General features: G+C 72.3%; 11 protein-coding genes. 5 read left to right on the forward strand and 6 right to left on the reverse strand.

Annotated elements, in window-relative coordinates:
• Positions 1–7 precede the first annotated feature (7 nt).
• Positions 8–670: an FMN-binding negative transcriptional regulator gene (locus Scani_RS21620; protein WP_159478952.1), complete on the forward strand. Its 663-nt coding sequence runs from the start codon at positions 8–10 to the stop codon at positions 668–670.
• A gap of 120 nt (positions 671–790) precedes the next feature.
• On the opposite strand, the gene Scani_RS21625 is transcribed toward Scani_RS21620, so the two are convergent.
• From Scani_RS21625 to Scani_RS41800, 3 genes are all read right to left on the reverse strand, one after another.
• Complete coding sequence (locus Scani_RS21625; RefSeq protein ID WP_159478954.1) at positions 791–1,768, reverse strand: DMT family transporter; 978 nt, start codon at positions 1,766–1,768, stop codon at positions 791–793.
• Between the two features lie 253 nt (positions 1,769–2,021).
• Positions 2,022–3,278 carry an EamA family transporter gene (locus Scani_RS21630; protein ID WP_246296070.1) on the reverse strand — a complete coding sequence of 419 codons (1,257 nt, stop codon included), beginning with the start codon at positions 3,276–3,278 and terminating at the stop codon, positions 2,022–2,024.
• Between the two features lie 66 nt (positions 3,279–3,344).
• Positions 3,345–3,857: a Clp protease N-terminal domain-containing protein gene (locus tag Scani_RS41800; RefSeq protein WP_159478956.1), complete on the reverse strand. Its 513-nt coding sequence runs from the start codon at positions 3,855–3,857 to the stop codon at positions 3,345–3,347.
• Positions 3,858–4,157: 300 nt separating this feature from the next.
• Between Scani_RS41800 and Scani_RS21640 the strand changes: the two genes are divergently transcribed.
• On the forward strand, positions 4,158–4,586 hold the full coding sequence (locus Scani_RS21640; protein ID WP_159478958.1) for a type II toxin-antitoxin system Rv0910 family toxin: 429 nt from the start codon (positions 4,158–4,160) through the stop codon (positions 4,584–4,586).
• Positions 4,587–4,664: 78 nt separating this feature from the next.
• On the opposite strand, the gene Scani_RS21645 is transcribed toward Scani_RS21640, so the two are convergent.
• Positions 4,665–5,291, reverse strand: coding sequence for a PadR family transcriptional regulator (locus tag Scani_RS21645; protein WP_159478960.1), 627 nt, complete (start codon positions 5,289–5,291; stop codon positions 4,665–4,667).
• Positions 5,292–5,561: 270 nt separating this feature from the next.
• Here Scani_RS21645 and Scani_RS21650 point away from each other — a divergent pair, with 270 nt between their 5' ends.
• Together Scani_RS21650 and Scani_RS21655 are read left to right on the forward strand one after the other, a co-directional pair.
• Complete coding sequence (locus Scani_RS21650; RefSeq protein ID WP_159478962.1) at positions 5,562–5,990, forward strand: VOC family protein; 429 nt, start codon at positions 5,562–5,564, stop codon at positions 5,988–5,990.
• Between the two features lie 226 nt (positions 5,991–6,216).
• The gene (locus Scani_RS21655) at positions 6,217–7,038 is read left to right on the forward strand and encodes a PhzF family phenazine biosynthesis protein (RefSeq protein ID WP_159478964.1); all 822 of its coding nucleotides are present in this window, start codon (positions 6,217–6,219) and stop codon (positions 7,036–7,038) included.
• A gap of 113 nt (positions 7,039–7,151) precedes the next feature.
• On the opposite strand, the gene Scani_RS21660 is transcribed toward Scani_RS21655, so the two are convergent.
• Positions 7,152–7,973 carry a CPBP family intramembrane glutamic endopeptidase gene (locus tag Scani_RS21660; protein WP_371872366.1) on the reverse strand — a complete coding sequence of 274 codons (822 nt, stop codon included), beginning with the start codon at positions 7,971–7,973 and terminating at the stop codon, positions 7,152–7,154.
• A 194-nt stretch (positions 7,974–8,167) separates the two neighbouring features.
• Here Scani_RS21660 and Scani_RS21665 point away from each other — a divergent pair, with 194 nt between their 5' ends.
• On the forward strand, positions 8,168–9,955 hold the full coding sequence (locus Scani_RS21665) for a substrate-binding domain-containing protein (protein ID WP_159478968.1): 1,788 nt from the start codon (positions 8,168–8,170) through the stop codon (positions 9,953–9,955).
• A 72-nt stretch (positions 9,956–10,027) separates the two neighbouring features.
• Here the strand turns inward: Scani_RS21665 and Scani_RS21670 are convergent, their stop codons facing one another.
• Positions 10,028–11,581, reverse strand: coding sequence for a glutamate-cysteine ligase family protein (locus Scani_RS21670; protein ID WP_159478970.1), 1,554 nt, complete (start codon positions 11,579–11,581; stop codon positions 10,028–10,030).
• Positions 11,582–11,740: the final 159 nt, after the last annotated feature.

The following is an 11,740-nucleotide window of genomic DNA, read 5'->3' on the forward strand; positions in this document are numbered from 1 at the left end:
AGCGACCGTGCTGATCCATCCCTGGGACGCCCCGACCGAAGACACCGAATGGCAACAGTGGCTCGCGGCACACGACTTCGGTCAGCTGGCCGCCAACGGCCGGCCCGGCGAGCCTCCGATGCTGCAACCGTTGCACTTCGCCTACGACCCGTCCCACCACGAGGCCGTCACCCACCTGGCCCGCCCCAACCCCCTCTGGGACGCGCTGGAGGACCGGCCGACGGTGCTGCTGAGCGTGGTGGACGACTACACCTTCATCCCCGGCCCCTGGCAGGCGACCGAGGACCAGCCACCCGAGCACGGCGTCCCCACCAGCTTCTACGCCGCGGTCCAACTGACCTGCACCGCCCATGTGGTGGACGATCCGGAGGCGAAGGCGGCGCTGCTGCAGCGCCAGATGGGCCACTTCCAGCCGGACGGCGGCTCGGCCCCGGTCGCCGCCGGTGCGGCTCCGTACGGGCGGCTGCTGTCCGGCATCCGCGGCCTGCGCCTCGAAGTGCACGAGGTCCGCGCCAAGTTCAAGTACGGGGGCAAACGGAGCGAGGACGTCCAGCGTCGCGTGTCGGAGCGCCTCGCCGAACGGAACGGTCCCGGGGACGCGGCGGCCCGCACCCACCAGCAGCGCCGACTGGCGGCCACCGACACGTCCACCGGCATGCCTCGCTCCTGAACAGCGCCCCCTGACGCCCTGACCGGCCCGGTAGCGACTCCTCCTGCCCCGCCGGTTACGGCCCGGCCCGTTCGTCGCCGGGTGGTGCCCGGCCGGCACCACCCGGCCGGGCACCCGGTCTCAGCCGGCCGCCGACGCCGCGGACCGCGCGGCCGACACCGCTCCGCGCGCCTCCGCCACCGCCAGCGCGGCCACGGCCGACAGCAGCACACCGGTGCCGAGCACCGTCGCCATCGTGAGCCGCTCGCCGAGGAACAGCACCGCGATCACCGCGGCCGACACCGGCTCGATCAGCGAGATCACGGACGCGGTCGCGGCGCGGACGGCGGCCAGCCCCGCGAAGTACAGCCCGTAGGCCAGCGCCGTCGGCACGGCCGCGATGTACCCCAGCAGCACAAGGCTGCGGCCCAGATCGTGCCCCTGGGGCCACAGCCCCTCTGCCACGGCGAGCGGCAGCAGACACAGGGCACCTACGGCGAACGCACTGATCGTCGAGGCGTACGGATCACTGTCACCGCCCTTGCCCAGTCGCCGGCTGGCCAGCGTCATCGCGGCGCAGCCGACCGCGGACAGCAGGGCAAAACCGAGACCGGCGGGCCGGACGTCGGCGCCTCCGTCACCGCCGAGGACCAGGACCGCCAGCCCGGCCAGCGCCCCGGCGACGGCCAGCACCCCGCCCCCGCCGAGCCGTTCGCCCATCGTCACGCGCGCCCCGATGGCGATGAGAACGGGGCCCGCCCCCATGGTGACGACGGTTCCGACGGCCAGTCCGGTGGCTTCGACGGCCGCGAAGTAGGCCGCCTGGAAGACGGCGAGGGCGACACCGGTCACCACGATCCGGGTCATCCGCCGGCGCAGCGGCTCGTAGGGAGCGGGGACGGCGGCGGTATCGGCCCGGCGGCGCAGCAGCGCCCGCACGGCGAGCAGCAGGACCAGGCCGCCGAAGGTACGCCAGAAGGTGAGGGCGAGCGGGCCCAGTCCGCTGCCGCGGTAGAGGAGGGCGGCGGCCGCGCCCGCCGTGCCCCAGGCGGTCGCGGCGAAGGTCACGTACAGCAGCCCCCGGCCCACGGGCAGGGCGGAGGAAGAAGTGGCATGCATGAAAGGGTGCTCCGGGAAATCCAGGACGGCGCGGTGCGCCGTGGAGTGGTCGCGTGGTCCCGTGTGCAGGCAGCGACAAAACGGCTCGGGAACCTTCCCGGGCCGGGTTTTCCTCGGAGGCCGCCGCCCGCGCTACGCGGCGGGAGGGGGCAGCACAGTCGAATGCATGATCGTCACCCTACGTCGCCCCCGAACCGGGCGACAAGTCGTCCCCGAGCGCCCCGGCACGGCGGGACACTCAGCCCGTGTCCCACTAGGGCGCCGACGAAGCCGGAGATGCCGTGGAGGGCGGGGATGCCGGGGATGCCGGGGAATCGCCGCCCTCCGGAGCACCGGAGCCCGGCCGGCCCCTCGCAGCACCGCCGCTCGCCGCTTCCTCCGCGGCACCGCACACCGCCCCGTCTCCCGCAGAACCGGAGCCGCCCGCCCCGTCCTCCGCCCCCGTGCCGGCACCGACGCCCGCAGCCGCACCCGCCACCCGCACCGTCTCCGTCGTCCCCGGCTTGGCCGACTGCGCGATGAAGGCGCCGATCAGCACCACCACTCCACCGACGATCTGCGGCGCGGAGAGGTGTTCGCCGAGCAGGACCCAGGCGAGGACCGTCGCGATGACCGCCTCCAGACAGGCGACCACCCCGGCCACCTGAGGCGAGAGCCGGCGGATCGAGACCACTCCGGTGAGGTACGCGGCCACCGTCGCGATCAGCACGATCCAGGCGAGCAACAGGGCGGCGGGCACGGGGGTGCCGTTCATCGCCGCGCTGCCGCCGAGGACCGCCCACTCCATGCCCCAGGGGCGGGCGATGACGGTGAGGACGACCGCGCCGACCAGCAGGCCGTAGGCGATCACGCCGAGCGGGTCCACCGTGTCGTCGCCGTCGGTGCCGTGATCGGAGAGCACGAAGTAGCCGACCTGGCAGCAGGCCGCGCCGAGCGCGAGGCCGAGTCCGACGGCGTCGAGGCTCAGCCCGGACCAGACCTCGACGACGCAGGCCAGTCCGCCGACGGCGAGCACCACCCCGACCGCGGCGGCACGGGTGACCGGCCGTTTCTGAACGAAGCGGACCCAGCCCAGCACGAGGGCGGGAGCCAGGTATTCGATGAGCAGCGCGACACCGACCGGGATACGGGAGAGCGCGGCGAAGTAGCAGGCCTGCACGCCCGCGACGGCGAGCAGCCCGAAGCCCGCGAGCAGCGCGGGCCGGCGGCGCGGCAGTTCCCGGTGGCGCCAGGCGACCGGCAGCATGACCAGCGCCGCACCAGCGACCCGCAGCCAGGTGACGTGCAGCGGTTCGAGACCGGCGGATATCAGGGGTTTGGCGGCGACGCCCGAACCGCCGAAGGCCAGGGCGGACACCAGGGCGATACCGAGGCCGGCGCCGCGCCCCCTGGACGCCTCGCTGCGGTTCGCCCCGAGGGCGGGCGGCGACGACTGGGCCCCCGAGGACCCTGGAGTTCCCTGGCCCGGGCCGGTCGATGGACCCACCGGGCTCCCCGAAGACGCGTGCATCGGGTCATCATGGCAGCCACCGTCAGCAGTGTGACCCCCCAGACCCCTGTCCGTCCGGGCCGGGCGTCATCCGTCCAGGCGGGCGGCGAGCCGGCCGGTGTCGACGGAGGCTCGGCGCAGTACCTCGACGGCGCGGGACTCGGGGTCGTCCACCAGGGCGGCGAGCAGGTCGAGGCAGCCCGCGCGGGTGGCGTAGCGGGCATGGGCGCGGTCCAGGGCGCCGTCCATGGCGGCGGCCGCGGCCGGCGACCATCCGGGGACCCCGCCCTCGGTGACCATGGGGACCGCGCCGGAGTCCTCGATGGTGCCGTGCCATTGGAGTCCGTAGCCGATGCTGCGCTGGACGAGGTAGCCCAGGAGCCGTGCGACCTGCGGTGGACCGTCGAAGGCCGCGCGTACGGCGGGGTCCGATTCGAGGAGGCCGTGCAGCAGATGCGCGGTGTCGACCTGCCGGTCGCCGTCGCGGGTGGCCCGCCTGCGGGCTGCGGAGACGACCGTCGCGAGCTCGACGGTGAGCCGGCTGTCGAGGTCCTCCTGGGCGGGCCCGTCGCCACCACTGTACGCAGTACGGTTTTGCACAGCACCCACCCCACCAGCCTCCGAAGGCCGGATCATCCCCGGCGGGGAGCATTTGCGTCTCCCACGGTGGTTGGGCACGGCCGCGCACGTCTCATCCTTGGGGAGGAGATGCGGGGGAATCGTGGAGGCCGGACATGCGGACCCGGGGCGTCCGCGCGTCCGTCGCGGGCCACCCCGGGCGCACCCCCGCAAGAACCTGACGACTCATCAGCAAGGGACGGTCATCGGTATTGAACCTTCACTCCCGTAGGGCTACGTTCCGCGGCACCAGCCAGGGACCGTCACCGAAGGGGTGATCGCATGGCCGAAGTCACCGCGCAGGCCCGTATCGAAGCGCCGGCCGAGAAGCTCTGGGACCGGCTCACCGACTTCGATTCGTACGGGGAGTGGAACGCCACCCACACCGCCTTCCCCAAGGGCGGCCCGGAATCACTCGTGGTCGGCGCGGGCTACGAGGAGAACATGAAGCTGATGGGCTTTCCCGCGGAGGTCGTCTGGACCGTGCGGGAGCTGGAGCCGGGACGACTGCTCGACATCGAGGGCAAGGGCCCGATGGGCGTCGGCCTGGGGATGCGCTACGCGCTCACACCGGACGGCGGGGCGACGTCCGTACGGATCGACGGCACGTTCACCGGCGCAGCGGTCTCGCTGATGGCCGGCAAGCTCAGGGACTCGGCGAGCGCCGCGCTGAACGAGTCGCTGCGCAAGCTCGCCGCCCTGGTCACCTGACCCTCCGGGAGCCGCCGCCTCGCCCCGGCCCCCGAAGAGCACTCCCCCCACCTCCCCCGCTCAGACCCGCCCCCTCGCTCAGTCCTCCTCGGCAAGGATCAGATACAGCTCCTTGCGTGCCTTGTTGACCACCGCCATGGCCTTCTCCCGCTGTTCGGGAGTGCCCGTGGCCCACACCTGACGGAACGCCTCGACCAGGCCGCCGCCCGCCTTGCGGATCTCGTTCATCGCCTCCCAGTCGACGCCGCGGCCGGCGTCCTCCCAGGGGGCGTCCGAGCCGCTGTCGGCCTCGGTGCGTCCGGCGTCGGTCAGCGAGAACAGCTTCTTGCCGCCCTCGCTGGCGCTGGCGATCAGCCCCTCGTCCTCGAGGAGCTGCAGCGTCGGATAGACCGAGCCGGGGCTGGGCTTCCAGGCCCCGCCGCTGCGCTCGGCGATCTCCTGGATCATCTCGTAGCCGTGCATCGGGCGGTCCTTGAGCAGCGCCAGGATCGAGGCGCGCACATCGCCGCGCCGCGCCCGGCCGCGCGCTCCGCCCCGCCCCCGGCCGCCACCGAACGGCGGGCCCCCGAAGGGCGGGCCGAACGGGCCGAAGGCCGCGCGCAGCCGCTCCCGGCCACCCGGGAAGTCACCCGGGCCGCCATGGCGGCCGGGTCCGCAGTACTCGTGCCTGCGCTCATGTCCGTGATCGTGTCCTTGGGAACGCATGAGGGCGCCCTCGCTTTCTATCGTTGATCTATTGCGATGCCTCAACGATATATCGGGACTGTTCGTAGAAGCAAGCCCCCTTGGCTGCGCTCCCTGCTGTCCTGCCTCATGCGGAGGGGCCCCGCCTCAGCCGATCTGGCCCGAATCGCTCGTCGTCCCAGGCGATCCGGCCCGCTCATGCCACCCATGCCGCTCATGTCACGCGTGATCTCGACCCGTACGCCGTGGAACCTCGGGATTTCGAAGGGCAGGAGCCCATATGGTGGGCCGATGACGTCGATCAAGCAGTTCCAGGTCACCTTCGACTGCGCAGAACCTGAGCGCCTCGCTCGTTTCTGGTGCGAGGTGTTGGGGTACGTCGTACCGCCGCCGCCGGAGGGGTTCGTCACGTGGGATGACTTCAAGGGCTCGCAGCCACCTGAGCAGCGGGATTCCTGGTTCGCCTGCAGTGATCCCTCAGGTGTGGGCCCGCGGCTGTACTTCCAGCGCGTCCCCGAGGGGAAGGCCGCCAAGAACCGGGTGCACCTTGATGTCCGGGTCGGCACCGGACTCATAGGTGAAGAGCGCCTCGCCGCACTTCAGGCCGAATGCGCACGGTTGGTCCCGCTCGGCGCGGTACACGTGCAGACGCTGTACGACGGCAATGATTCGTGCATCCCGATGCTGGACATCGAGGGCAACGAATTCTGTATCGACTGAGAGGCCGGCCACCGCCCGCAGTGGTGGGCCCGCGGACGCCGCCGAGGTCAGTGGCAGCAGCTGATGGTTCGCCGGGACGAGACACCTGGGACATCTGGCGTCACACCTGGAACATCGCGTCCGACCGACACCCCGACCCGGCCCCGGCCCCCTGGCACCAGCCCATGTCCAATTCTCTCGGATTGGCCTTGGTCGGCGGCTCTGTGGCACCTCTACGCTCGCGGCCATGAGGATTCGTATCGTCGACGCCTTCAGTGAGCGTCCGTTCACCGGCAACCCCGCGGGAGTCGTGCTCCTCGACTCCGGCGCCTTTCCCGATACGGCCTGGCTGCAGCAGGTCGCCACCGAGGTCAATCTCTCCGAGACCGCCTTCGCGCACCCGCTGCCCGAGGGCGGTGACGCCGACTGGGCGCTGCGCTGGCTCACCCCGGCCGCCGAGGTGAACATGTGCGGGCATGCCACTTTGGCCACCGCACACGTCCTGCACACCACCGGGACGGCCACCGGTACGGTCCGCTTCCGCACCCGTAGTGGGGTGCTGACCACGACCGCCGACACCGGCGGGGCGATCACCATGGACTTCCCGACCGCCCCGCTCACGCCCGTCGACGTACCGCAGGTCGTCGCGGACGCGCTGGGCACCGAGATCCGCTCCGCGCACGACACCGGCCCCGACGTGGGGGATCTCCTGGTCGAGCTGTCCGACGAGAAGTCCGTACGGGCGCTGACGCCGGATCTCCGGGCGCTGGCCGGGCACGGCGGCCGGGGCGTGATCGCCACCGCGCCCGCCGAGCACCCCGACGGCGGCTACGACTTCGTCTCGCGCTGCTTCTTCCCCGCCGTCGGCATCGACGAGGACCCGGTGACGGGCAGCGCGCACACCGCGCTCGCCCCGTTCTGGTCCGCCCGCCTGGGCCGTGACGCCCTCGTCGGTCTGCAGGGCGCCGCCCGCACCGGCTTCGTCCGCACGGAGCTGCGCGGCGACCGTACGCTGCTGACCGGCTCGGCGGTCACGGTCATCGACGGCGAGCTGCTGGTCACCGGCTGAACCGACCCCGCGGGAGCAGTCCCCGAGAGGCGCGGCAGGCACCGGCGGTGCCCCGCGCCTCGCCCGCCTCACACCGTCGGCAGCCGTCCCACGTCCCCCGCGCCACGCCCCTCTCACGCCGTCGGCAACCACCCCACGTGCCCCGCGAGCACTGCGTAGCCGACGAACGCCACGGTGTCGATCAGGGCGTGCGCGGCGACCAGCGGCCCGACCCGCCCCCATCGCCGGTAGAGCAGCACGAAGATCACGCCCATCACCATGTTGCCGACGAAGCCGCCGATGCCCTGGTAGAGGTGGTAGGAACCGCGCAGTACCGAGCTGGCGGCGAGCGCCGCCATCGGCGACCAGCCCAACTGCCCCAGCCTGCGCAGCAGATACCCGACGACGATGACCTCTTCCAGGACGGCGTTCTGCACCGCCGAGGCGATCAGCACCGGGATCTTCCACCACACCGCGGGCAGCGCCTCGGGGACCACCGTCAGATTGAATCCGGCCGCCCGCGCGCCCAGATAGAGCAGCAGACCGCTGCCTCCGATGACGGCCGCCAGCCCGACGCCCCGGCTCAGGTCGAAGCCGGGCCGCCGCCGGTCGAAGCCGATCGCCCGCAGCCCGCCGGCCCGTTCGCGCAGCAGAAAATGCGCCACCAGCACCACGGGAACGAGGGCGGTCGCGATGCCGAACAGCTGCCAGGCAAGATCGAGCCAGGGCCGGCCGGGTGCATGGGACCCGTTGAGCGTCGCCGCCTGGTGCTTGAGGCCGCCGGGCTTGGTCAGCGATCCGACGAAGCTGATCAGCGCCGACACCCCGCTGGCCCCCAGCGACAGGGCCAGGACGATCAGCGTCTCGCTCCGCAGGATGCTCCGGGACGGCTCCTCGGCCACTCCCGTTCCCGATCCCGTACCGGGCCCCTTACCTGGAACGTCCGCATCGGCCACAGGACTTGTATCCGACTGCACGCTTCCTCCACTTCCGCATTACCGCCTCTTCGCCACCACCGCCCCGCTAGGGTCTCGACAGCAGGTACGAAGATCGCGCGCGACAGGCCGGGGACGGGCGCCATCCACGTGGCGCGCTTCCCCTCTCCCCATCGAATCCCGATCGAGCTCCGAGAAGGAGAGGCGCTACCGCAATGGGACGACACAGCTTGCCCGACGGCTCCACGGCGGAGCGCACGGGGGCCCGCTCCGGTGCGCGTCGGCGCACCCTCGTCATCTCCACCGGTCTCGTACTGGCCGTCGCCGCGGGCTCGGTGGTGGCGCTGCGCGGCGGCCTGCTCCCGTTCGGGGGCCCCTGCGACGGCCGGTCGGCGCGGCTCGACGTGGCCGCCTCGCCCGATATCGCCCCGGCGCTCGAAGCGGTGGCCGAGACCGCCCGTGAGGACGCGACGCGCACCGACGGCAGATGTCTGGACGTCAGGGTCACCGCGCGGGCCGCCAACGACCTCGCCGACGCGTTCGGGCAGCGGCCGGTCGACCCCGAATTCCAGGTATGGATACCGGATTCGAGCATGTGGGTGGACCGGGTCGAGGCGGAACGCGGCACTCCGCTGACCGCCGCCGGCACCGTCGCCTCGTCCCCGATCGCGCTGGGCGCCACCTCCCAGGCCGCCGCCTCACTCGGCTGGCCCGAGAAGACCTACCCCTGGACGAAGCTGATCCGGACCGCGACCTCCGGCGACGCCCTGCGTCTGGGCGTCGCCGACCCGGCCCGCAGCGCCACCGGACTGCTCTCACTGGCCCGGATCAGCGCCGCCGACCGCAAGGACGCCAAGGACGGCGCCGAGGCCACCACCCGCACCGCCGCCACCGCCAAGCTTCTCCACCAGCGGATCGCGGACGGCGACGGACCGGCCCTGGCCACCCTGCCGCGCGACGCCTCCGGTGCGGAGCAGGGCAATCCGCGCCGCAACCAGGCGCTGCTGCTGTCGGAGCAGGCCGCGTTCGCCCACAACACCGCGGCAGGTGGCGGCCCCGATCTGGAGCTGTTCTACCCGCAGGACGGCACGGCCCGGCTCGACTACCCGTACACGCTGGTCGACGAGGCGGAGATGAGCCCCGAGCAGACCCGCGCCGCGGGCCGTTTCATGACGCTGCTGGGCGAGTCCGGAGGCCAGCGCACACTGCGCGGGCACGGCTTCCGGGCCGGCAACGGCGAGGCGGACCCGAAGGTGGCTGCCGCGGCCGGTGCCCGTGCGCCGCAGCCGTACTCCGCCGCCCCCGCCGATCCGCCGACCATCAAGGAAGTCCAGGCGCTGATGGGGAGGTGGACGGTCACGGTCCAGAACATCCGGTTCACCACGGTCGTCGACGCCTCACCGTCGATGGGCAGCCCGGTCCCGGGCGGCGGCGGCCGGTCCCGGATGGATCTCGCCAAGAACTCCCTGCTCCAGGCGTTGACCACCTTCACGCCCGAGGACGAGATCGGGCTGTGGAAGTTCGCCACCCGCCTGGACGGCGCCAAGGACTATGTGGAGCTGTCCCCCACCAGCCGCCTCGGCGACCGGGACCCGGCCGGCGGCACCCACCGCGACGCGCTCACCGCCGCGTTCGGCTCGCTGGCACCGGTCGTCCGTGGCGCCACCGGCCTGTACGACACCACCCTCGCCGCGTACCGGCAGGCCTGCGCCACGTATACGAGCGGGAAGCTCAACGCCCTGGTCATCGTCACCGACGGCGCCAACGACGACATCGGCAGCCTCGGCCTCGACGCCCTGGCCGCCGAGCTCGAGAAGCTGTCCGACCCCAAGAAGCCGGTACCGGTGATCGCCCTCGCGCTCGGCCCGGTGGCCGACACCACGGCCCTGAACCGCATCGTGGCGCCGACCGGCGGATCGGCCCACCGGGTCGCCGACCCGTCGCAGCTCCACCAGGTGCTCCTCAAGGCCCTCATGACGGCGGGCGGCAAGGGCCCGCGCTGAGCCCTCCGACCGGCGCATCCGCACCGGCCCGATGCACCGGCTCCCACCGGGCATTCTCCGCCGTCCGCCCCGCTACGCCCCCTCGGTCGCCGCCTCCTGACGCTCCCGTACGACGGGCCGCCCGCCGACCGGCCAGGCGACCGGCCAGGTGTGTACCGGCTCCCCGGTGTGCATCAGCTCGCTGTAGCGCCGGGTCATCGCGGCGAGCGCGGCATCCCGGTCCAGGCCCTGGCGCCGGGCGTGATGGCAGGCCGCGGCCTGCCAGGACGCGCCGTTGACCCGGCGCCGGCAGCGCTCCTCGATGATGCCGAGGTAGTGGTCACGATCGGCCGGTTCCACCCCCCAGGCGTCCAGCCCGCGAGCCGCCAGGGGCAGCAGTTCACTGCGCACCAGCCGTACGGCGGGGATCTCGGCGATACCACCGGCCCGTCCGGGGCGGGGCCAGTCCAGGGTGGCGTCGATGCCGTACCGGCAGGCGGCGTCGAAGTTGCGGGCCGCGGCGACGAACGGGAGACGCGACCAGATGGGGCGCGGCTCCTCGGCCAGCGCCCGCACCAGTCCGTAGTAGAAGGCCGTGTTGGCGATGACATCGGCGACGGTGGGGCCGGCGGGCAGCACCCGGTTCTCGACCCTGAGGTGCGCCACGCCGTCGGCGACCGCGTAGACGGGGCGGTTCCAGCGGTAGATCGTGCCGTTGTGCAGCACGAGTTCGGCCAGGTCGGGCGCCCCGCCCTCGTCGAGGACCCGCAGCGGCTCCTGCGGTCCGCACAACGGCAGCAGCGGCGGGAAGTAGCGCACGTTCTCCTCGAACAGGTCGTATGCGGAGTCGATCCAGCGCTCCCCGAACCAGGTGCGGGGGCGCACCCCCTGGGCCTGCAGCTCGGGCACCCGGGTATCGGTGGCCTGCTGGAATACCGGCGGCCGGGACTCGCGCCACAGCTCACGGCCGAAGAGGAAGGGCGAATTGGCGCCGACCGCCACCTGCACCGCGGCGATGGCCTGTGCCGCGTTCCAGACGGCGGCGAAGCGGCCCGGTGTCACCTGCAGGTGCAGCTGGACCGAGGTGCACGCGGCTTCCGGCGCGATGGAGGGCGAGCGGGAGACCAGATGCTCGACGCCGCGGATGTCGAGCGCGAAGTCCTCGCCGCGGGCCGCCCGCATCTGGTCGTTGAGCAGCACATAGCGGTCGTTCTCGGAGAGGCTGGCGGCCGTGAGGTCAGTGGCGTGCAGGGTGGGCAGGATGCCGATCATGACGATCCGGGCGGCGACCTCGCGTGCCTTCCTTTCGGCATAGGCGAGCCCCGTACGGAGTTCCTCGGCGAGCTGGTCCAGCACGCTGCCGCTCAATCGGTGCGGGAGGATGTTGACCTCGAGATTGCACTGGGCGAGCTCGGTCTGGAAATCGCAGCTCGCGATGCGCTCGAGAACTTGGGAGTTCATCATGCGGGGCAGTCCGTCGGCGCCCGCCAGATTGAGTTCGATCTCCAGGCCCATGAGATTTTTGGGCCGGTCGAACCTCTCCTCCGCCAGGAGCCTCTGCAATCCCTCGAGACACTCATGGAGCTTTCTTCGATAACGCTCCCGGTCCGCCAGGTCGATCCCGTCCGCGGCGACCTTCTCCCCCATCGAAGGGTCCCTCCTCGAGTGAACGACCCGCGGCCACGGGCCGCTTGGGGCCTTCCCCGACTCCACCGGGGCTCACGCTACGGTCGATGATGCCCCGGCAATCTGATCGATAACGCCGCGGGGGCACTCCGGTACCGATAGGCTCGAAGTGGTCCGGCC

It is taken from the genome of Streptomyces caniferus (genome assembly GCF_009811555.1).
Classification (GTDB): Bacteria; Actinomycetota; Actinomycetes; order Streptomycetales; family Streptomycetaceae; genus Streptomyces; species Streptomyces caniferus.

Bases quoted from the DNA above. Each gene is read 5' to 3' on its own strand.
- Scani_RS21630 (WP_246296070.1), bottom strand. From the start codon at position 3,278: ATGCACGCGTCTTCGGGGAGCCCGGTGGGTCCATCGACCGGCCCGGGC.
- Scani_RS21670 (WP_159478970.1), bottom strand. From the start codon at position 11,581: ATGGGGGAGAAGGTCGCCGCGGACGGGATCGACCTGGCGGACCGGGAG.
- Scani_RS21665 (WP_159478968.1), top strand. From the start codon at position 8,168: ATGGGACGACACAGCTTGCCCGACGGCTCCACGGCGGAGCGCACGGGG.
- Scani_RS21625 (WP_159478954.1), bottom strand. From the start codon at position 1,768: ATGCATGCCACTTCTTCCTCCGCCCTGCCCGTGGGCCGGGGGCTGCTG.
- Scani_RS21655 (WP_159478964.1), top strand. From the start codon at position 6,217: ATGAGGATTCGTATCGTCGACGCCTTCAGTGAGCGTCCGTTCACCGGC.
- Scani_RS21640 (WP_159478958.1), top strand. From the start codon at position 4,158: ATGGCCGAAGTCACCGCGCAGGCCCGTATCGAAGCGCCGGCCGAGAAG.
- Scani_RS21645 (WP_159478960.1), bottom strand. From the start codon at position 5,291: ATGCGTTCCCAAGGACACGATCACGGACATGAGCGCAGGCACGAGTAC.
- Scani_RS21650 (WP_159478962.1), top strand. From the start codon at position 5,562: ATGACGTCGATCAAGCAGTTCCAGGTCACCTTCGACTGCGCAGAACCT.